This window comes from Allorhizobium sp. nf9_anc (assembly GCF_056323085.1).
In genome coordinates, this window is the sequence record NZ_CM150481.1 from 1,251,400 (window position 1) to 1,272,372 (window position 20,973).

A 20,973-nucleotide genomic window follows, 5' to 3' on the forward strand; every position below is an offset into this window, starting at 1 on the left:
CGGAATGGCAATTGCTTTGCTCGGATTTCAAACCACGATCGCAGCGCCGCTTACGCTGACTGGGATTGGGGTTCATTCCGGACGAGAGGTTACGATCACTTTCCAGCCGGCAGAAGCCGGGACGGGAATTGTTTTTCAACGTCAGCACGATGACGGTTCCACGAGCGAATATCGTGCCGTCTCGGCGCATGTCGGCAATACCGATCTCTGCACCGTACTCGGGACCAACCCGGCCCGCTCGATCGCGACCATCGAACATGTCATGGCGGCTATCTATGCGCTGGGCCTCGACAATCTGATTGTCGAAGTCGACGGTGCGGAAATGCCGATCATGGACGGCAGCTCCGAAGTCTTCATCGATGCCATCGAGCAGGTCGGCATCACCAATCTTGGCGTCAAGCGCCGCTATATCCGCGTCATCAAGCCGGTTCGCATCGAATCGGGTGCATCCTGGTCTGAATTCCGCCCCTATGACGGTACTCGCTTCGAGGTCGAAATCGATTTCGACAGCAAGCTGATCGGTCGGCAGAAGTGGGAAGGCGATCTGACCGCTGAAACCTTCAAGAACGAGCTGTCGCGCGCCCGCACCTTTGGCTTCATGCGCGATGTCGAGCGTCTCTGGGCTGCCGGTTTCGCCCTTGGCTCTTCGCTCGAAAACTCCGTCGTCATCTCCGACGATGACACCGTGATCAATGTCGAAGGCCTGCGCTACGAGAAGGACGAATTCGTCCGTCACAAGACGCTGGATGCCGTTGGTGACCTCGCGCTTGCCGGTGCGCAGTTCATCGGTTGCTATCGCTCCTATCGCGGTGGCCACAAGATGAATGCCAATGCATTGAAGGCCTTGCTCAGCGACCCCACGGCCTATGAGGTCGTCGAAGCGCCGAGCCGCAGCCACCAGGTTCGTGCTCGTGAATTCGTTCCGGTTCAGGTGCCTGAATTCGCACCCTGGTCGGCCTGAGCAGAAAACGGGCAAGTTACAGATCGAGCGCCGGTTTCCTCAAAGGAGGCCGGCGTTTTTGCTGGGCGACAGAAGATGCTGAATGAACGGCACTTTCTGGACGTCTCGCCACAAAAATGCGTTAAAGTCACATCACTGCGTTGCCCTAGTGCCGCTTTTGTGGCTAGAAACGCCAGTTGAAGGCGACGGTTTTCAAGCGGCGCTGCAATCGGGATCTTTCGAATGAATCAAGTGGGATCGGTCGTTGTGAAGAAAGCCGCGCGTATTGCAGGCCTGAGCGTGATGTTGTCCGTCGGCGCGGTGCTTGCCGGTTGCCAATCGGATCCCGATATCGACATCAGCAAGCTTGCTGCCGAGACTGAGCCGCCGGAAGTGCTCTACAACCAGGGCCTCGCCAACATCAAGGCCGGGAACATGGGCGAAGCATCGCGCAAGTTCGATGCCGTCGATGCGCAGCATCCCTTCTCCGAGTGGTCGCGCAAGTCGCTCGTCATGAGCACCTTCACGAAATATCGTCTTGGCCGCTATGCCGATGCGATTTCCACCGGTAACCGCTATATGAGCCTCTATCCGAAGTCCGAGGATGCGGCCTATGCGCAGTATCTGGTCGGTCTTTCCTATTGGAAACAGATCTCCAACGTCACGCAGGATCAGCGCAACTCGGTCAAGACGATCGAGGCGATGGAGCGCGTGGTGAACGAGTTCCCTGATTCGGAATATGTCGACGACGCGCAGGCGAAGATCCGTTTTGCGCGCGACCAGCTCGCCGGCAAGGAAATGCAGGTCGGGCGTTACTATCTGGAGCGCAAGGAATACCTTGCCGCCGTCTCGCGCTTCCGCGTCGTGGTCGAGCAGTATCCGAACACCAACCAGATCGAAGAGGCGCTCGCGCGTCTGGTCGAGGCCTATTTCGCTATGGGCGTCGTTTCCGAGGCACAGGCAGCCGCAGCCGTTCTCGGCCACAACTACCCGGACAGCCAGTGGTATGCCGATAGTTATGCGCTGCTGCAGCGGGGCGGCGTAGAGCCGCGCGAAAACACCGGATCGTGGATCACCCGCGCCGGTCGCAGGCTCCTGATCGGGACCTGACGGTCTCTTTTGACGAAGTGAGAATCTGAGCCCATGCTGGTCCAGCTGTCGATCCGAGATATCGTTCTGATCGAGCGGCTGGATCTTGCGTTCGAGACCGGCCTTTCCGTGTTGACCGGTGAAACGGGTGCCGGCAAATCCATCCTGCTTGATAGTCTGTCGCTGGCGCTCGGTGGGCGCGGCGATGGTTCTCTCGTGCGCCACGGCGAGGACAAGGGACAGGTGACCGCCGTCTTCGACATCGGCAACAGCCATGCCGCCAGAACGCTGCTGAAGGGCAACGGCGTCGACGACGATGGCGACCTCATATTCCGCCGCGTGCAGTCCGCCGACGGCCGCACCCGTGCCTATATCAACGACCAGCCAGTCAGCGTGCAGTTGATGCGCCAGGTCGGGCAGTTGCTGGTCGAAATCCATGGCCAGCATGATGATCGCGCCCTGATCGATACCAATGCCCACCGGATGTTGCTCGACGCCTTTGCGGGGCTCACCGACGAAGCCGTCAACCTCGGCGAAAGCTATCGCCGCTGGCGTGATGCCGAGCGTTCGTTCAAGACCCACAAGGCGAAGGTCGAGGCTGCCGCCCGCGAGGCGGACTATCTGCGCGCCTCGGTCGAGGAGCTTGAAACGCTGTCGCCGCTCGACGGCGAAGAGGACGATCTCGCCGAGCGGCGCTCGGCCATGCAGAAATCCGAGCGTATCGCGGGAGATATCGCCGAGGCCTCCGAATTCCTGAATGGCAATGCGTCGCCAGTGCCACATATCGCGTCGCTGATGCGCCGACTGGAGCGCAAGAGCCAGGAGGCTCCGGGACTGCTGGAAGAGACCGTGCAACTGCTTGGCACGGCACTGGACACGCTGTCTGCCGCCCAGATGGAAGTCGAGGCGGCGCTGCGCCGCACCGAATTCGATCCGCGCGAACTGGAGCGCGTTGAAGAACGGCTCTTCGCGCTGAGGGCCGCCGGACGGAAGTATTCCGTCGCGGTTGCCGATCTTCCCGCGCTTGCGGAAAAAATGGTCGCGGATCTCGCCGACCTCGATGCCGGCGAAGAGCGTCTCGGACAACTCGAAGCCGCAGTCCACGAGACAAAGACACATTACGATCACCTGGCACAGCAGCTCTCGGCAAAGCGCCAGAATGCCGCCCAGGCCCTGGCGGATGCGGTCATGCAGGAATTGCCGGCGCTGAAGCTCGAGCGGGCCCGCTTCATGGTGGAAGTGGCTGCCGATCCTGACAATGCCACGGCTGACGGCATCGATACGGTCGAATTCCATGTGCAGACGAACCCCGGCACGCGTCCCGGACCGATCATGAAGGTTGCCTCGGGCGGCGAGCTTTCACGCTTTCTGCTGGCGCTCAAAGTGGCGCTTGCCGATCGTGGATCCGCACCAACGCTCGTCTTCGACGAAATCGACACCGGCGTCGGTGGCGCGGTCGCCGATGCCATCGGGCAACGGCTCAAGCGCCTCTCTGCCAAGGTGCAGGTGTTGTCCGTCACCCATGCACCGCAGGTTGCGGCACGGGCCTCGACGCATTTCCTGATTTCCAAGGGGCCGACCGGAGATGCCGGCGACAAGATCGCCACGCGGGTGGCGATCATGGAGCCGGAGCATCGCAAGGAAGAGATCGCCCGCATGCTGGCGGGTGCATCCGTGACCGACGAAGCGCGTGCCGCCGCTGCAAAACTCCTGGCGGCCGGGGAGTGATCTCCATCCGCACGGTGTCGGTTGCGCTCCTTATCAAAACCTGTTTCGCTGATCTGCCATGCTTGAAGTGATCCAGATCTACTGGGCCGAGACCCTTGCCGTGCTCTCCGTCGTGTTCGGCACGGTCGCTGCGACCCATGCGGCGATGACCAAACGCGAGGTTCGCTCGGCGCTTGGCTGGGTGGGGGTGATCATCCTCTCGCCGCTGGTGGGCGCCATGATTTATGCGGTCGCCGGCATCAACCGAATCCGCCGCGCGACGCTTATCTCCCGTCGTGCCCTCGAACTTGATGAGATCTGGCGCAGTCTGTCTCTCTACGCCATCAGCCGCGAGACGGTTGCCATACAGTTCGGACCCCGCTTTGGGCAGATGAAGTTGCTCGGCGACAAGGTCAGCCGCCATCCGCTGTCATCGGGCAACCTCATCACCATGCTGACGACCGGCGAGGAGACCTTCGATGCGATGTGCGAGGCAATCGAGGCCGCACAGTTCAGCATCATCCTCGAAACCTATATCTTCGATCGCGATGTCGTCGGCCGGCGCGTGGCCGACTGCCTGATCGCCGCGCACAAGCGCGGTGTCGCCGTTCGCGTCATCGTCGATGCAGTCGGCGCACGCTACAGCGTTCCCAGCATCATTGGCTATCTCGAAGAGGGCGGCGTTCCGGTTGCTGTTTTCAACGGGCAGGTCATCATGGGCCTGCGGCTGCCTTACGCCAATCTGCGCACACACCGGAAAATTCTGGTGGTGGACGGGGCGACCGCCTTTGTCGGCGGCATGAATATCCGCGCAGGCTTTGTCGGGTCGGATAGCGCGCGCGACACCCATTTTCGCGTGACCGGACCTGTGGTGGCCGACATCCTGGCGGTTGCTGCCGAGGACTGGCACTTCGAGACCGGCGAGGTGCTGCTGGGGCCGGAATGGCGCGTGCGGCTCGACGATGCGCTGCCTGGGGCAGGGACCGCGATCCGGGCGGTGGTCTCAGGGCCGGATACACATATCGAGACGAATCACCGGCTTCTGCTCGGTGCCTTCTCGGTCGCCGAACGGTCGATTAGGATCGTCTCTCCCTACTTCCTGCCGGATACGACCTTTATTGCTGCCCTGAACACAGCCGCACGGCGTGGCGTGCAGGTCGATGTGATCGTGCCGTCGCAGAACAATCTGGCGATCGTCGCCCGCGCCATGATGGGTCAGTTCGACCAGATCCTTCGGGATGGGTGTCGTGTCCATCTGTCGAGCGGCCATTTCGATCATTCGAAGCTGATGGTCATCGACCGACAGTGGTGTTTCATCGGATCATCCAATCTCGATTCGCGTTCGCTGCGGCTGAATTTCGAGATCGATCTCGAAGTCTATGACCGGGTTCTCGCCGAGCAGATCGAGGACGGCATCGACGAGAGACTGGCAACGGCAGAACAGGTCACGCTTGAAGGCCTTCGGGCGCGTTCTCTGCCGAACCGGATGATCGACCGTTTGTTCTGGCTCGGATCGCCCTATCTTTGACACAGCGCAGCCGCTGATGGCTGTGATGGCCATGAGCGCTGAACGCCTCGAGAGACGATGGATGCCCCTGGTGTGATGAAGAAAACCAAGCCCAGCCTCGCCCGCACGATGGTGACCTCGCTGCGTAATCGCAAATGGCGCCCGGGCGAGCGGCAGGTCTCAGATACGCCTGACGGTGTCATGACGGTCGCCTCCTACAACGTCCACAAATGTGTGGGGACCGACGGGCGCTTCGATCCGGAGCGGATCATCGACGTCATCCACGAAATCCGCCCCGACGTGATTGCATTGCAGGAGGCGGATCAGCGCTTCGGCGAGCGCTCGGGTCTGCTCGATCTCAACCGGCTGCGGCTTGAAACCGGATTGTTGCCGGTCCCCGTGGTTGCCGGGCCGAAGTCGCATGGCTGGCGGGGCAATGTGCTCTTGTTTCGCGAGGGGATCGTCCGGGATGTGCATCAGGTGGCACTGCCCGGGCTTGAGCCGCGGGGCGCGCTGGTCGCCGAGATCGACCTTGAGGGAAAGGCTGGACTGCGGGTGATCGCTGCCCATCTCGGGCTGTTGCGCTGGGCGCGGCGCCAGCAGGCGGATGTCATCCTCGATCTGCTGCAGAGCCGCGATGAACGCCCGACGCTCTTGATGGGTGACTTCAACGAATGGCGGCTCGGGCCCGGCTCGGCGCTCACGCGGCTGGAGCCGGTGTTCGGCCCATTGCCGCCAGCGATCCCCAGCTTTCCGGCGCGGCTGCCGGTGCTCTCGCTCGACCGGATCATGGCGAACCGGGCCGGATTGATCGCCGATCTCACGGTGCATGACACGCCGCTCGCAAGGCTTGCATCAGACCATCTGCCGCTTACGGCGCGGCTTGATCTCAGCAAGGTGGAGGACTGAGGTCCGGGCCTTTTCATTCGCCGATTTTCCGCTAAACCCGACTGGAGATTTCCGGAGGTTGCCATGGCCGTTGACACCATTCCCGTCGAAACCCTGACCGAGGAGCAGGCGAAGGCCGAGCTGCAGCGTCTGGCGGACGAGATCGCCCATCACGACGCGCTTTATCATGGCAAGGACAAGCCCGAGATATCTGACGCGGATTATGACGCGCTGAAGCGGCGCAATGATGCGATCGAGGCGCAGTTTCCGCAGCTGGTGCGCACCGACAGTCCCTCGCAACGGGTGGGGGCTGCTCCCGCCGGCATCTTTGCCCAGGTCGTGCACGCGCGGCCGATGCTGTCGCTCGACAACACGTTTTCCGATGAGGACGTGCAGGACTTTGTCTCCTCCGTCTATCGCTTCCTCGGGCAGATGCCTGACAATTCGATTGCCTTCACCGCCGAGCCGAAGATCGACGGGCTCTCGATGTCGCTGCGCTACGAGAACCGCAAGCTCGTGACCGCTGCAACCCGGGGCGATGGCACGACCGGCGAAAATGTGACGGCAAACATCCTGACGATCAAGGAAATCCCGACCGAGCTTCCGGCCGATGCGCCCGATATCGTCGAGGTGCGCGGCGAAGTCTATATGGCGAAGTCCGACTTCCTGGCGCTCAATGCGCAGATGGAGGCCGAGGGCAAGCAGACCTATGTCAATCCGCGCAACACGGCTTCCGGCTCGCTGCGTCAGCTCGATCCCAAGGTGACGGCGAACCGCAAGCTGCGCTTCTTCGCCTATGCCTGGGGTGAGATGAGCCAGATGCCGGCGGACACGCAATGGGACATGGTGCAGGTCTTCGGGCGCTGGGGCTTCCCGATCAATCCGCTGACACGGCGACTGAGCTCCGTCGCTGATATCATCGCCCATTACAGCGATATCGGGCTGCAGCGGCCTGATCTCGACTATGACATCGATGGTGTCGTCTACAAGGTGGACCGCCTCGACCTGCAGGCGCGCTTGGGCTTCCGGTCTCGCTCGCCGCGCTGGGCGACCGCTCACAAGTTTCCCGCCGAACAAGCCTTCACCACAGTCGAGGCAATCGACATCCAGGTCGGTCGAACGGGGGCACTGACGCCCGTTGCGCGGTTGACGCCGATCACGGTCGGTGGCGTTGTGGTCACCAACGCGACGCTGCACAACGAGGACTATATCAAGGGCATCGGCAATTCCGGCGACCGCATCCGGCCAGAAGAGCATGACATCCGGATCGGCGATACCGTGATCGTCCAGCGGGCCGGCGACGTCATTCCGCAGGTTCTCGACGTGGTTCTGGAAAAGCGTGAAGCAGGGCATACGCCTTACGTGTTTCCGAAGACTTGTCCGGTCTGTGGAAGCCACGCGGTGCGCGAGAAGAACGAGAAAACGGGCAAGCTCGATTCTGTCACCCGTTGCACCGGTGGCTTTGTCTGCCGGGCTCAGGCCGTCGAGCACATCAAGCATTTCGTCTCGCGCAACGCCTTCGATATCGAAGGGCTTGGCACCAAGCAGGTCGACTTCTTCTTCGAAAGCGACGACCCGGCGCTGATGATCCGCACTGCGCCCGACATCTTCACCCTGAAGGCGCGCCAGGACCAGTCTCTGACCAAGCTCGAGAATATCGAAGGCTTCGGTCGGGTCAGTGTGCGCAAGCTCTTCGAGGCGATCGATGCACGGCGCGAGATTGCGCTCAACCGCTTCATCTTCGCGCTCGGGATCCGCCATGTCGGCGAGACGACGGCGAAGCTCCTGGCGCGCTCCTATGGCAGCTACGCGGCCTTTGCGGAGGCGATGCAGGCGGCTGGTCCAAAGTTCGGCGACGCCTGGAACGAGTTGAACAGCATCGATGGGATCGGCGAGGTCGTCGCTGCTTCGATCGTCGAGTTTTTCAAGGAGCCGCGCAATCTTGAGGTCGTTCAGCGGCTCTTGAGTGAAGTCACGCCTCTCGACGCGGAGGCCGCCGTTGTGAGCGACAGTCCCGTGGCTGGCAAAACGGTGGTCTTCACCGGTTCCCTCGAACGCTTCACGCGCGATGAGGCCAAGGCGCGGGCCGAGGGCCTTGGCGCGAAGGTCGCGGGGTCCGTATCTAAGAAAACGGATTACGTCGTGGCCGGCCCCGGTGCGGGCTCCAAGCTCGATAAGGCGCGTGAGCTCGGTGTCGAAGTCATGACCGAAGACGAGTGGTTGGCCCTGATCGGGGGCTGAGATCAAGCCGCGCTGATGGCGGCGTCCGTCAGCGTGAGGCTCGGTGTGTCCGCTTGCGTGCTGCGCGACATGTCCCGCTCCAGCACGATGCGATTGCGTCCTGAGGTTTTGGCGGCATAAAGCGCGCGGTCGGCCGCGGCGTAGACGGCGGAGAAATCCCGCATGGGCGTAATGTCGGCAAGGCCGCCGGATACGGTGACGGCGATTGTCTGGTGGAAGGCATCGATGAGCCGGTTGGCGATCGAACGGCGCAGGCGCTCTGTCATGGCGACCACTTCGCCAAAGTCCGCATCCTGGAAGAGAATGGCGAATTCCTCGCCCCCGATACGGGCGACGAGGTTCGTCGGCCCGACGATCTCGGTCAGCGTGTTTGCGACCGATACGATTACGTCATCTCCGGCCAGATGACCGTAGCGGTCGTTGATCTGCTTGAAGCGATCGATATCGAGAATGAGCAGGTAGCCACGCTCGACCTGCGAGAGATCCTCAATGAAGGCTCGGCGGTTCAGCAGGCCGGACAGCATGTCGGTCCGGCTCATCTGGCGGAATTCGAGGCGTGTCCGTGCGAGGTGAATGACGGCGTAACCCATATAGAGGCAGCACAGCATCGTCAGGACGAAGGCGACGATTACCGCGATGCCGCAGCCGATCGCGATGTCGCGAACTAGGGGATTGAGAAGAACATCGAAGGCGTGCAGGACGATCAGCAGCCCGGCGACCATGACGCAGGCAATGATGGAGTTGCGGATCGACAGTCGAGTGGCGAAACGGAGCACAGTGTCCCAGTTGTCGAACTCCGTCAGTCCAATATCGCGGATGACCCAAGCCTCAATCTGTTTCTTCAACATCAGTTTTGACCACACAATAAGACTTGAAACGACAAATTGTAGCGCAGCATGGAAGACTATCAACGCCGGCTGCTGTCATAAATATGTATGGCCCCGTGCCCCGCGGCCGATTTACGTCAAGGTGACGAATGCAACCTGAGCAGTAAAGCGCTCATTTGCATTTCTACTAGTCTTAATCCCTTAAAAATTAAGTTTGAATGAATTTGTAACTCAGGATTGCAGCTGCCCCTGTGTCGAAGCGGCACGATCACGGTTCAGTGAAGCCTGAAGGCGCAACTTCCAGCCTGAATTCCGCCGGATCCTGCGAGAAGATCAGTCCGCCACGCGAGGATGATCCGGCGGCCACATAGTCGAAGGTCGTCTGGGCTTCCTCGACAGTGGTTGTCCCGTCGAGAAGGGCAGCCTTTACCTCGACGGCAGCTGCTGCCTGGTCGCCATCGTTACGCACCTCGATCATCACGCGCCAGCCCGAGGCGACAGGTTCGACGGCCAGCACATGGGTCGACAGCTCCGGCGGGCGGTCGGTGGTCGTTGCGGCTTCAAACAGGGTCCAGCCGATGATGGCAAGCACCATCAAGGTTGCAATGACGCCCGTCAGCCATTCGATCCAGTGCGGGCGAAGCTTGGCAGCGTTTTGGCTGTGCGTGGAAGGGGTCACGAGTGGATACCTCACAGGACGAGACGGGCTGCGGCGGCGCCAATGGCGGCCGGAAAGCCAAGGACGATAATGGTCAGGACGGCTTCGGCGGCGGCGATGTCGTCCAGCCGGCCGAAGGTCCAGAGGGCATAGAGGCTGACGGCGAGGGCGATGACGTAACCGGGGATCGTGAAACGGATGAAGGCGTGCCAGACGGGCGTATCGGCATCCAGATGATGTCCGCCGCGAAAGGCGAGTGCGTAGACGAAGCCATGCATCAGGAGGATCGAGAGGAGCATCAAGGCCAGCGCGTGCCACACGGTCATCTTGTAGGCGAGCAGGATCATTTCCTCCGTGGGCGCCAGATTGAGCGACAGGAACAGGGCGCCGATCGCCATCATGAAGAGTTCGATCACATAGCCGCTCTCGCTGGAGGCACCCGGTTCGTCCTCCGGCTCGTCCGTTTCTTCGTCGTCTTTCATGCTGAGCTGACTGCGGCCAAGAAGTGCGCCGATGCTGGCCGGCACCGCCTGAACCGCCACCATGCCGACCCATTGCCGCGGTGACATGTCGGTCGTGATCACGCCGAAGAGAAACAGTATCAGCGCGCTGGCAGCCACGCCCATGCCATAGGCGACGATCGCATCCCGGGCCGACTCGCGCCAGGTTGCTGTGCGTTCGAAGCCGATGCGATGGGAGAGCAGTAGAAGGAGGGGGAGGTTGACGACGAGCAGGATCAACAATCGCTCGCGATCCATGTAGAAGCCGAGAAACCACATCTCCATGGTCATCAGCATCGGAATGGAGAAGAGCAGGGCGCCGGCGATGCCGCGCGCCAGACCGACCAGAAACCGGTTCACCCGTTCCGGATCGTCATGTTCATTGTCGATTGCTGTCATTGTTCCACCGTCCCTTGCCGCGCAGGGAATGCGCAGCAGACGATGGTTGTTCCATCTGCCGAGGCAGAAGGTGGCGGCCAATGGCCGCCACGATGCCTCTCACTTGAGAGGGAAGTCTACTGCACGCGCGGCGCAATCAGCCCTTGGGCTTGAAGGTCCTCTTCTTCGGACCGGCGGCTGCGCCGCGGTCTTCAAACTTGCCCTTCGGCTTGCCGGCGAAGGCTGGCTTGTCACCCTTCGGCTTGCCGGCCCAATCAGGCTTGGCAGGCTTGTCCCAGGCGTTGGACGCGGCCTTGGGCTTCTTCTTGAAAGCCGGCTTGTCGTCGCTCCAGTCGGTGCGCTTCGGCTTGGGCGCGTCGCCCCAGACGTCGGCATCGGTCACGGCCATGGCATCGCGCGGGCGGGCGGGCGGATCGTCCTTGCGGGCATAGGGCTTCTTGTCGCCGAACGGCTTCTTATCGCCAAAGGGCTTCTTGTCCCCGAAAGGCTTCTTGTCGCCATAGGCCTTCTTTTCACCGTAAGGCTTGCGATCGCCTTCCTCGCGCGGCGGGCGGGGTGCACGTTCCTTCGGCGGTGCGCCGAAGTCCGGCATGCCCGGCAGCTGTGCGAGGGTGATGCCGCGTTCCATCGCCTTGTTGGGGCCGAGCGCGCCGAGGAAGGTGTCGAGGGCGCTTGCGGCGATCTCGACGAAGGTTTCCTCCGGCTGCATCTTGATGGCGCCGATCTCGTTCTTAGTGATGTTGCCGTTGCGGCAAAGCATCGGGATCAGCCAGCGAGGCTCTGCATTCTGACGGCGACCGACGGAGACGGAGAACCAGACGCTGGCGCCAAAATCGCCGCGCGGCTTGGTCGCGGAATTGGAAGGGTTGGCGTAATCGGGCTCCTTGCGGGCCTTGCCGGCTTCCAGGCTGACGGGGATGAGGTCTTCGGGTGCCGAACGCTTGCCACGCTGCAGGCGCAGGAAGGCGGCAGCCACCTGCTCGGCGCCATGGGTCGCGATCAGCGATGCGATCATCGGCGCTTCGTCTTCGGTGATGACTTCGGTCAGCGAGGGATCGCCCATCAGGCGTTCGTCGTCGCGGGCCTGAACTTCGTCGGCAGAGGGCGGCAGCGCCCAGGTCGGGCGGACATTGGCACCACCGAGCAGGCGCTCGGCCTTGCGGCGGGCGCTGTTCGGCACGATGAGCGCCGAGACACCCTTGTTGCCGGCGCGGCCCGTGCGGCCCGAACGGTGCAGCAGGGTTTCGGAATTTGTGGGGAGATCGGCATGTATGACCAGCTCAAGACCGGGCAGGTCGATGCCGCGGGCGGCAACGTCGGTTGCGATGCAGACGCGGGCGCGACCATCGCGCATCGCCTGCAGCGCGTGTGTGCGTTCGTTCTGCGACAGTTCGCCGGAGAGGGCGACGACCGAGAAACCGCGATTGTGCAGGCGGGATGTCAGGTGGTTGACTGCTGCGCGGGTCGAGCAGAAGACGATCGCATTGCGGGCTTCGTAGTAGCGAAGCACGTTGATGATCGCGTTTTCGCGGTCGGGGTTCGCGACGGCGAGCGCGCGGTATTCGATGTCGACGTGCTGCTTTTGCTCGGACACGGTCTCGATGCGGCGGGCATCGCGCTGGTAGCTCTTGGCGAGGTCGGCGATCGAACGCGGAACGGTTGCCGAGAACATCAGCGTGCGACGATCTTCGGGCGATTCTTCGAGGATGAATTCGAGATCTTCGCGGAAGCCGAGATCCAGCATTTCGTCGGCTTCATCGAGCACGACGACGCGCATCTGGGAGAGGTCGAGAGCGCGGCGGGTGATGTGGTCGCGCAGGCGGCCCGGGGTGCCGACGATGATATGGGCGCCACGCTCCAGTGCACGGCGCTCATTGCGGATGTCCATGCCGCCGACGCATGAGCCGATGATCGCACCGGTCTCGGCATAGAGCCATTCCAGTTCGCGCATGACCTGCATGGCAAGTTCACGTGTCGGTGCGATGGCAAGCGCCAGCGGTGCGCCGGCGCGCTCGAAGCGACCGCCTTCCGGCAGCAGCGTCGGGGCCATGGCAAGGCCGAAGGCAACGGTCTTGCCGGAGCCGGTCTGGGCTGAGACGAGCGCATCGCGACCTTGAAGGTCAGGGTCGATCATCGCCTGCTGCACGGGGGTGAGGGTCTCGTACCCGCGCTTGCGCAAGGCCTCAGCGATCGCCGGGACGATGGCGTCAAAATCAGTCATGAATAGGTCTTTCGAATGTGATGGATGATGCGGGCCAAAGCGCCGCGCCCGCCGATTGCGGGTATGTTGGCGCTGTTCCTACTCGCACAGACCCGGAAAGTCGAGGGGGAGGCGTGGAAAAGGCGTCTTATGGTGAAGGCGGGTGCAAGCCGATGCCTTGCCCAAATCCCGCCCGACGCCTAAGGAATTGCCATGTCTATCTCCGATTTCTCCGGCAAGACGATTGCCATCGACTTCGAAACCGCGACCGAAGCACGGGCCAGTGCCTGCTCGATCGGCCTTGCCTTCATTGAGGATGGGCGGGTCGTCAGGATCGAGGAGCGCCTGATCCGGCCGCCGGACAACCGCTATTCTCCCTTCAATGTCGCCATTCACGGCATTCGTCCTGAACATACGGCGCATGCGCCCGACTTCGCGGATGTCATGGCCGAATTCGCGGGTGAATTCGAAGGTGCGCGGATGATCGCGCATAATGCTTCGTTCGATTTTTCCGTGCTGCGAGCCTGCCTTGACCTTGTCGGGCTGCAATATCCCGAGCTTTCCTATCTGTGCAGCGTCAAGCTCGCCCAGCGTCACTGGCCGGATTTGGGTTCGCATCGGCTGAACGTTCTCGCGGCACATCTGGGGCTGACCTTTGCGCATCATAATGCGGCCGAAGATGCGCGGATCTGCGCCGAGGCCTGCCTTGCCATGGCGCTGGAAGCCGAGGCCCTGGATTGCTTCGATCTGGCGTTGAAGCTCGGGCTGAATGTCGGGCGCCTCAACCGGCGTGGCTATGAGCCGTGCTCGTTTGCGCGGAAGCCGCGCCGCGTCGCCTCCTTGCAAGCCTGATGCGGCACCTTATGTTTGGGGGACAGTTCACAAAGGAGTGAAGAATATGTCCTTCAAGCACGTCCTCGCCGCCGCCACCCTGACAGTCGTGGCTGCCGTTCCTGTTGCGGCCGAGGTTGTCGGCAAGGTCGGCGTGGATTGGGTCGGCAACGACATCGTCATCGAGGCGATGACCGATCCCGCCGTCAAGGGCGTCACATGCCATGTCACCTATTTCGACCGCTCTATCATCGACCGGCTGTCGAAGGGCAACTGGTTCGAAGACCCTTCCAACAATTCGATCGCCTGCAGGCAGACTGGACCAATCGAGATTGGTGACATCGAGCTTTCGGAAGAGGGCGAGGAAGTCTTCCGCGAAGGTCTCTCGATCATCTGGAAGTCGCTGGTCGTGAACAGAATTTACGACAAGGAAAACGACACGCTGATCTATCTGGCACATTCGCGCCAGGTCGTGGAGGGGTCTGCCAAAATGGCGATCTCGACTGTGCCGCTGTTCAATCAGAATGTCGTGTGGACGGCCGGTAAACCGCAGTAACGGACCAGTTTAGGGTGGATCGGCGTCGCTACTCATTCGTGTGACGCCGGTCACTTTCCGAAGCGCTGCGGCTCCGCCATTCATGACATGCCGGTGCCGCGTCACCCCCATTTCGCAGCCGGCCGGAGCGGAACCTGTTCTCCACTCCAAAGAAAGACGCCCTGGAACCGTAAGGATCCAGGGCGTTCTCAGAAGTCTCGCGAGAGAGCTTACTTGACGTAGACGATCTTGCCGCCGTTGGCAGCGGTCTCGACGTCGATGACGTTCATGGCTTCAATGCTCTGCGACTGCAGGGCCTGCACGAGGGCCGGGTCAGCGGCGACTTCAGCCTGGGCTTCGGTCATGGCAGCCTGGTCGTTGGCCATCTGCTCAAGGCGGGTGTGCTCCTGGCGACCCTGGTCGTTGTCGAGGCTGTCGAGACGGATGATGCTCACGCCTTCAGTCGACATCGTGGTGGAATTCGTGGTGGTCGTGGAATCGACCATCGGGGCAGTTGTCTGGGCAAGGGCAACGCCCGAAACGGAGGCGATGGACATGGCACCGGCGAGCGCAAGCTTTACTGCAGAATTCATGGTCTTTCTCCTTGGTTTCTTTTCAGAATTTTCTGCTTCGTGGGAAGCTGACAGGAAAACGCAGGACCATGATTAGGGTTCCGGCAGGCGCTAAAATTATTTATAAATCATAATCAATATTCGCCATGGCTTTATACAACGAAAAAGAACGCCATCGGTGATTCCGATCGCGTTCGATATGAAGCGCAAGAAAAAATGCCCCGCAGATGCGGAGCATTTTCCTGGGAAGGTATGTTGGCTTAGGCGGCCTGGGCCAGCTCGTCGGCAATCACGGTGTCGAGGTTGAGGAAGCAGACCATCGACTTTTCCAGTGCGACGATACCACGGCAGAATGCACGCTGGGCTTCCGGGATGATTTCCGGCGCCTGCTGCAGTTCTTCGCTCTTGATCGTCATCATGTCGGATACCTGTTCGACCAGCAGGCCGACAAGCTTGCCGGCGATGTCTGTGACGATGATGGCGGCGCGCTCGGATGGTTCTGTCATCTTCATGCCGAGACGGCAGGCCATGTCGATCACCGGTATCACCGCGCCGCGCAGGTTGATCAGGCCGAGCACGTAGGGCGGAGTATGCGGCATCGGCGTCACCGGTGCCCAACCGCGAATTTCGCGGATCACCATGATGTCGATGCAGAATTCCTGTTCTCCGAGATGGAAGGACACGATTTCGAGATACGCACCCGACTGTTTGATAGCATTGCTCATATTCAGAACTCTTCCCAGTGTTCTTGCGCTGCGGCAGCAGGAGCTGTTGCCGAAGCAGTACGGTTGAACGATCCCGCAACTCTGTTCCTCAGAGCCCGTGCGGGAGACGGTTTCTGAGGGGAGGCGGCCTGTGCCGGCTCCTGAAGTCGATCATGAGCAGCGTCGTCCAAGGAAACCTTGAACTGTCCGACGAGCCGCGAAAGGTTTTCCGCATCGCTTGCCAGCGTATGGCTCGCCGCATTGGTCTGCTCCACCATCGCGGCATTCTGTTGCGTGACCTGATCCATCTGTCCGACGGCCGAATTGATCTCGCTCAGTCCAACTGATTGTTCTCTTGCGCTGGTAACGATTGCCTTAACGTGCTCGTTAATTCGTAAAACATCTTCGCCGATGCGATGCAGCGCCTCACCTGTTGCGGTGACCAGGTCGACCCCGGAGCGCACTTCGTCGTTGGATCGGGTGACCAGTGTCTTGATATCGCGTGCCGCGTCAGCAGCCCGTCCGGCAAGCGCGCGCACTTCCTGTGCCACGACTGCGAAGCCCTTGCCGGCTTCACCGGCGCGCGCGGCTTCCACACCGGCATTGAGGGCGAGAAGGTTGGTCTGGAAGGCGATCTCGTCGATCACGTTGATGATCTTGCCGATTTCGTCGGTCGCGTCTTCTATCCGGTTCATGGCGGACATTGCGTCGTTGACAACGGCACCCGACTTCTCGGCATAGACCTTGGCATTGTCGACCATGTGGCTCGCTTCTTCAGCCCGGTCGGTCGCGGTCTTCACTGTCTCGGTGATTTCGGAAAGGGCGGCGGAGGTCTCTTCGAGCGACGCAGCCTGCTGTTCGGTACGGCGTGCCAGGTCGTCTGCGGCGCTGCGCATCTGCTGGCTGTTGGCATAGATCGAGCTGCTGTTGGTGGCGATCTCGGTCATGACCCGCTTGAGGTTGGTCGCAACCTCGTTGAAGTCGGTCCGAAGCCGCTCAAGATCGGCAGGGAAGGGGCCGGTGATGGCAGCGCAGAGATCGCCCTTGGACAGGCGTGTGAGGCCTTCACCGAGCGCATCGACGGCCAGTTTCAAGGCGCGCGTGTCAGCCTCCATGGTTGCCGTGCGGGTTTCGCGCTCCGTTTCATTCTGTTCGCGCTGGATTTTGCTGCTCTCTTCAAGTTCGCGCTTTTCGATCGCGGCCTTGCGGAAGAGTTCGGCTGAGTGGGCCATGCCCCCAATTTCATCGCGCCGATCGGTGCCCTCGACCTGCGAATCGTAATCGCCCTCGGTGATTCGCTTCATGCTGTTGCGGACGAGGTGGATGCCGTTGGCGATCGAGTTGCCGTGCACGAGCTGGAGAAGGATGACGGTAATGAAGGCAAGGCTGCCCAGACCGAGCTGGAAGGTCAGCGCCTGGTCGCTTCGGTTGGTCGCCTCATTGACGTAGTCTTCGACGAGGTTGCCACCAAGGGCCGAGAGATTGTTGAGCACGCCCGCAAGTCGCTCGCCGGCGCCGTCGATCGCATCGTCAATTGCGGCATAATCTTCTTCCGGAGCTCCCGTCTCGACCATCCGCTTTAGATCGACCTGGATGGCGTTGACGACAATCTTCAGGTCGGCCTCGTAGGTGCTGACCTCTCCCGGTGCGCCGGCCTCGTCCGCGACCAGCTTGAGAACGGGTATGCCATCGGTCAACAGCGCTACAGCCGCGCCGATGATTTCGACCCGCTCCTCCTGGATCTTGCCTTCGCCGCGATCGATGATCGTGTCCATGGCGGCCAGCACCATGTTGGCATTGGCGAGCCGCATCTCGTTGATGCGTTCGACGTCATTCTTGATTTCGATGGAGTCCTGGATCGCGGCCGATATCCGCGCATTCTGGTACCAGCCGATGGCGAGCATCGAGCCTATGCCGATCACTGCTGCGGCCCCAAGCGTCATGAGACGCTGTTTGACCGACAGGTCTCTACCCGTGATGAGATTGAACATGTAACTCCCCAGCCTCGATCCCGACGGCCCCTGCACGCCGGTGACGTGTCATGCGCAATCCGGGGAGGAGTGTCCCGGTGGACAGTCATGTCCGCTTGGCCTCGTTGGCCAAAACGCTCACGCAGAATCTCTAATATTAGTTAATCTAAAACTAACTGTGGCGATTTGCACCGCAATCTGAGCTTGTCTTGCGTCAAGAGGCTGTAATTGCCCGACGATAAAGGTGCCAAGTGGCGTGCCCGGCCACGGGTAAAACCACGAGTAGGCCGAGGAATAGGGGAATCAGCGCGGCAATCGCGAGTGCTGCCACGACCAGTCCGAATGCCAGCATGGGGGCCGGGTTTTCGATCACTGTGCGCATGCTGGTCAGCATCGCGGTGACAAAATCGACGTCGTGATCGAGCAGCAGGGGCATGGAGATGACGGTGGCGGTGAAGAGGATCATGGCGAGCACCGCACCGACGACCGTCCCGATGGCGAGGAAAAGAAGCCCTTGCGGTGTCGTCAGCACGACATTGGCGAAGGCATCCAGGGTTGCCGGTATGCGAAAGCCCAGGAAGAGCGCCATCAGCAACCGGATCTGGTAGATCCAGATCCAGAAGATAAACAGCACGACGAAGGCCATCCAGGAGAGCTGTCGTTCGCGCTGGCGGAAGACCTCGGCCAGGATTGCCTTCCAGCCGACGGCTTCGCCCCGCTGGTTCCGGCGGCTGATCTCGTAAAGGCCGACGGCGATGAAGGGGCCGATCAAGGGAAAGCCGATGGCGACGGGAATGATCATCCAGGGCAAGTGATAATAGGTCAGCATGACTGCGATGAAGATGCCGCCCACAGCGTAGATTGCGCCGAAGAACAGGCCGAAGGCAGGGTAGGCGCGGAAGTCACGCCAGCCGTCTGCAAAGGCGGCACGCACGTCTTGCATGCTCAGTGGGTTGATCTGCAGTTTTGGCAGTGAGCCGCGATCGAGTGCCTGCTGTTCCATTGGTCCCTCCCAAGACGCCTGGTCCTTGCGACAATCTGTCAGCAAATCATGATTCTCTTCCTTGATATCCGTCAAGTCGCCTTAGCTGCACTGCGATTCTCCCGTTTCATCCTGAACAAACTGCGGTAAGATGAGGTCATGTCGGATTTCGCGCGTTCACAAAAGTGGTTGCCATACACGGCCCTGTTCCTGGCAGGGGCAGTGTTTACGCTCGCCGTGTTTCTCGGCTGGATGCGCTTCGGTGGTGAGATCTTCCTGACCCTCATCGAAAGCGGTCTGGCCTACTGCTTCTGACCGCAGCGCTTGGCGTAGACCGTGACAAATCGGCGCTCATTGGCCCTTCCACACCAAGTTGAATTGCCTTCCCGTGTCGGTAGGTTTATCCGGCTTGGCAATGAAATCGGATGCAAGGGATTGCCAGCATGAAACAAGTCAGGGTCATCTTGTGGGCGGCAGTGGTCGTCATGGCGGGCGTGCTTGGCTGGCTGACCTATCAGGTGACGCAGTCGGACCAGACGATTGCGGAAGCGCCGTTCGGCGTGCCGTTTCAGCTTGTCGACCAGAACGGCCAGCCGATCACCGAGCAGGCCTTCCGGGGCAAGCCGACTGCGCTCTTCTTTGGTTTCACCCATTGCCCGGAAGTCTGCCCGACGACACTCTTCGAGCTCGACGGCTGGCTGAAGACGGTCGACCCCGATGCCAAGGCGCTGCAGGCCTATTTCGTGACGGTGGATCCGGAGCGGGATACGCCGGAGACCCTCGGGCGTTACATCTCCAACGTGACCGACCGCGTGAAGGGTATCGCCGGCGAGCCGGCGAAGATCGCCAACGTCGTGAAGGGCTTCCGCGTTTACGCCAAGAAGGTGCCGCTCGACGAAGCCAAGCCCAATGGCGACTACACCATGGATCACACGGCGTCCGTCTTCCTGCTCGATGCCGAGGGCCGCTTCAAGGGGACGATTGCCTATGGCGAGAACCCCGACACGGCGATCAAGAAGCTTGAAAACCTGATGAAGGGCTGAGGTCGAGCCCTTCGCCGGAGGTTGCCATGGCGCCGTTTGCGTTGTACCGCAACGCCTGACCGCCCAGACCTTCGAGGAAGACCGATCGTGGCCGAAATCCGCCTTTATGTGACCAGCACCGAAAAGAACGTCAATCGGATCCTGGATCTGATGAGCTTTGCCTTCGGCGAAGAGGATTTTGCGATCGCGACCACCGAGGTCGACGAGAAGGCGGATATCTGGGAGGCGTCCATCTATTTGATGGCCGCCGAGGAAGATGAGGTCAGGCCACGCTTCGAGGACCTGCTCGCCGAAGAGTTCCCGGATTTCACGATCGCGCGCGAGGTCATCCCCGATATCGACTGGATTGCTAAATCTCTCGAAGGCTTGAAGCCGGTCCGCGCCGGACGCTTCCTCGTGCATGGGTCCCATGACCGCGACAAGGTGCAGGTGCATGACGTCGCGATCGAAATCGACGCGGGTCAGGCCTTCGGAACCGGTCATCACGGCACGACGGCAGGCTGCCTGGAAGTCATCGAAAAGGTGGTTCGCTCCCGCAAGGTGCGCAATGCGCTCGACCTCGGTACAGGCAGCGGTGTTCTGGCAATCGCGGTGCGCAAGCTGCTTCCGGTGCCGGTGCTGGCGACGGATATCGATCCGATTGCTGTCCGTGTCGCGAAAGACAATGCGCGGCGCAACCAGATTGTCGACGGCATCGATTTCCGCACGGCACCCGGTTTCCACTCCACGGCGTTTCGCGAATACGGGCCCTTCGATCTCGTCATCGCCAATATCCTGGCGCGGCCGCTGATCAAGATGGCGCCGCAACTCGTCAACCATCTGGCTGCGAACGGATCCGTGGTTCTCTCCGGCATTCTGGCCGAGCAGCGCTGGAAGGTCATCGCCGCCTATAGCGCGGAAGGACTGTCCCATGTGAAGACGATCTGGCGCAACGGCTGGGTGACCATTCACTTCACGCAAGGGAAGGGCTGAGACGTAACGTCAGCCTGTGCGGCAATGAAAAAAAGGCGGCCCCGCAAGGAGCCGCCTTTTTGGCATCGGCATCATGCCGCGCCGAAGTCCGCGAGCGTGGGAGGAGCGCTCAAGCGGATGCTGGATTAGACGGCCGTTGCCAGCCGCTGCCGATCAGATGATCGAGCGCTGATGCGGACGACGGCGCAGTTCGTCGCGGGTCAGGCCCATGGCTGCCAGCGAAGCGTCGTCAAGCGACAGCAGTGCGCCGGTTGCATAGAGATCGGCACGACGCTGGCGTGCCTCGACAAGATTGTTCAGGGCGGTACGCAGGAAAGACTTGGCCATCTCTCGGTTCCTTCTCAGTTTCGGACGCTTGTTTTGTCGTCCTCGATGACCCTGATATAGTCCCATTGTCTCGGTTCAGTC

Annotated in this window: 20 protein-coding genes; 11 read left to right on the plus strand and 9 right to left on the minus strand. The window is 61.2% G+C overall.

All coding sequences use genetic code 11. From position 1 onward, the window contains the following. The first annotated feature begins 4 nt into the window (after positions 1 to 4). From lpxC to ligA, 6 genes are all read left to right on the plus strand, one after another. Positions 5 to 961, plus strand: coding sequence for a UDP-3-O-acyl-N-acetylglucosamine deacetylase (gene lpxC / locus AC02Y0_RS05760; RefSeq protein ID WP_476382954.1), 957 nt, complete (start codon positions 5 to 7; stop codon positions 959 to 961). A 282-nt stretch (positions 962 to 1,243) separates the two neighbouring features. Then, positions 1,244 to 2,050 carry an outer membrane protein assembly factor BamD gene (locus tag AC02Y0_RS05765; protein ID WP_444559242.1) on the plus strand — a complete coding sequence of 269 codons (807 nt, stop codon included), beginning with the start codon at positions 1,244 to 1,246 and terminating at the stop codon, positions 2,048 to 2,050. A 33-nt stretch (positions 2,051 to 2,083) separates the two neighbouring features. Next, a complete protein-coding gene (gene recN, locus AC02Y0_RS05770; protein ID WP_476382955.1) occupies positions 2,084 to 3,757 on the plus strand; it encodes a DNA repair protein RecN in 1,674 nt (557 codons plus the stop codon). A gap of 58 nt (positions 3,758 to 3,815) precedes the next feature. Further along, positions 3,816 to 5,264, plus strand: a complete 1,449-nt coding sequence (locus AC02Y0_RS05775; protein ID WP_476382956.1) for a phospholipase D-like domain-containing protein — start codon at positions 3,816 to 3,818, stop codon at positions 5,262 to 5,264. A 75-nt stretch (positions 5,265 to 5,339) separates the two neighbouring features. Next, entirely contained in the window at positions 5,340 to 6,152 is an 813-nt protein-coding gene (locus AC02Y0_RS05780; protein ID WP_102022084.1) for an endonuclease/exonuclease/phosphatase family protein, read from the plus strand. 63 nt (positions 6,153 to 6,215) lie between these two features. Continuing rightward, positions 6,216 to 8,372: an NAD-dependent DNA ligase LigA gene (ligA, locus tag AC02Y0_RS05785; RefSeq protein ID WP_476382957.1), complete on the plus strand. Its 2,157-nt coding sequence runs from the start codon at positions 6,216 to 6,218 to the stop codon at positions 8,370 to 8,372. Positions 8,373 to 8,374: 2 nt separating this feature from the next. Here the strand turns inward: ligA and AC02Y0_RS05790 are convergent, their stop codons facing one another. The 4 genes from AC02Y0_RS05790 to AC02Y0_RS05805 all read right to left on the minus strand — a co-directional run bounded on the left by AC02Y0_RS05790 (position 8,375) and on the right by AC02Y0_RS05805 (position 12,977). Beyond that, a complete protein-coding gene (locus AC02Y0_RS05790) occupies positions 8,375 to 9,220 on the minus strand; it encodes a GGDEF domain-containing protein (RefSeq protein ID WP_476382958.1) in 846 nt (281 codons plus the stop codon). Positions 9,221 to 9,467: 247 nt separating this feature from the next. Next, positions 9,468 to 9,878, minus strand: coding sequence for a TIGR02588 family protein (locus AC02Y0_RS05795; protein WP_476382959.1), 411 nt, complete (start codon positions 9,876 to 9,878; stop codon positions 9,468 to 9,470). 11 nt (positions 9,879 to 9,889) lie between these two features. Continuing rightward, positions 9,890 to 10,756: a TIGR02587 family membrane protein gene (locus AC02Y0_RS05800; protein WP_476382960.1), complete on the minus strand. Its 867-nt coding sequence runs from the start codon at positions 10,754 to 10,756 to the stop codon at positions 9,890 to 9,892. Positions 10,757 to 10,892: 136 nt separating this feature from the next. Continuing rightward, entirely contained in the window at positions 10,893 to 12,977 is a 2,085-nt protein-coding gene (locus AC02Y0_RS05805; protein ID WP_476382961.1) for a DEAD/DEAH box helicase, read from the minus strand. Positions 12,978 to 13,169: 192 nt separating this feature from the next. Here AC02Y0_RS05805 and AC02Y0_RS05810 point away from each other — a divergent pair, with 192 nt between their 5' ends. Both AC02Y0_RS05810 and AC02Y0_RS05815 read left to right on the plus strand, forming a co-directional pair. Next, positions 13,170 to 13,808: a 3'-5' exonuclease gene (locus AC02Y0_RS05810; RefSeq protein ID WP_476382962.1), complete on the plus strand. Its 639-nt coding sequence runs from the start codon at positions 13,170 to 13,172 to the stop codon at positions 13,806 to 13,808. Positions 13,809 to 13,854: 46 nt separating this feature from the next. Continuing rightward, the gene (locus AC02Y0_RS05815; RefSeq protein ID WP_102022091.1) at positions 13,855 to 14,343 is read left to right on the plus strand and encodes a CreA family protein; all 489 of its coding nucleotides are present in this window, start codon (positions 13,855 to 13,857) and stop codon (positions 14,341 to 14,343) included. 209 nt (positions 14,344 to 14,552) lie between these two features. Here AC02Y0_RS05815 and AC02Y0_RS05820 read toward each other — a convergent pair whose 3' ends face one another. From AC02Y0_RS05820 to AC02Y0_RS05835, 4 genes are all read right to left on the minus strand, one after another. Then, entirely contained in the window at positions 14,553 to 14,915 is a 363-nt protein-coding gene (locus AC02Y0_RS05820) for a hypothetical protein (protein WP_476382963.1), read from the minus strand. A 239-nt stretch (positions 14,916 to 15,154) separates the two neighbouring features. Next, complete coding sequence (locus AC02Y0_RS05825; RefSeq protein ID WP_476382964.1) at positions 15,155 to 15,619, minus strand: chemotaxis protein CheW; 465 nt, start codon at positions 15,617 to 15,619, stop codon at positions 15,155 to 15,157. A 2-nt stretch (positions 15,620 to 15,621) separates the two neighbouring features. Beyond that, positions 15,622 to 17,589, minus strand: coding sequence for a methyl-accepting chemotaxis protein (locus AC02Y0_RS05830; RefSeq protein WP_476382965.1), 1,968 nt, complete (start codon positions 17,587 to 17,589; stop codon positions 15,622 to 15,624). Positions 17,590 to 17,782: 193 nt separating this feature from the next. Next, entirely contained in the window at positions 17,783 to 18,571 is a 789-nt protein-coding gene (locus AC02Y0_RS05835; RefSeq protein WP_476382966.1) for a DUF2189 domain-containing protein, read from the minus strand. A gap of 138 nt (positions 18,572 to 18,709) precedes the next feature. Here AC02Y0_RS05835 and AC02Y0_RS05840 point away from each other — a divergent pair, with 138 nt between their 5' ends. The 3 genes from AC02Y0_RS05840 to AC02Y0_RS05850 all read left to right on the plus strand — a co-directional run bounded on the left by AC02Y0_RS05840 (position 18,710) and on the right by AC02Y0_RS05850 (position 20,565). Beyond that, positions 18,710 to 18,865, plus strand: coding sequence for a hypothetical protein (locus AC02Y0_RS05840; RefSeq protein ID WP_476382967.1), 156 nt, complete (start codon positions 18,710 to 18,712; stop codon positions 18,863 to 18,865). Between the two features lie 128 nt (positions 18,866 to 18,993). After that, a complete protein-coding gene (locus AC02Y0_RS05845; protein ID WP_476382968.1) occupies positions 18,994 to 19,593 on the plus strand; it encodes an SCO family protein in 600 nt (199 codons plus the stop codon). Between the two features lie 87 nt (positions 19,594 to 19,680). Continuing rightward, a complete protein-coding gene (locus AC02Y0_RS05850; protein ID WP_476382969.1) occupies positions 19,681 to 20,565 on the plus strand; it encodes a 50S ribosomal protein L11 methyltransferase in 885 nt (294 codons plus the stop codon). Between the two features lie 153 nt (positions 20,566 to 20,718). Here the strand turns inward: AC02Y0_RS05850 and AC02Y0_RS05855 are convergent, their stop codons facing one another. Next, complete coding sequence (locus tag AC02Y0_RS05855; RefSeq protein ID WP_168801322.1) at positions 20,719 to 20,892, minus strand: hypothetical protein; 174 nt, start codon at positions 20,890 to 20,892, stop codon at positions 20,719 to 20,721. Positions 20,893 to 20,973 lie beyond the last annotated feature (81 nt).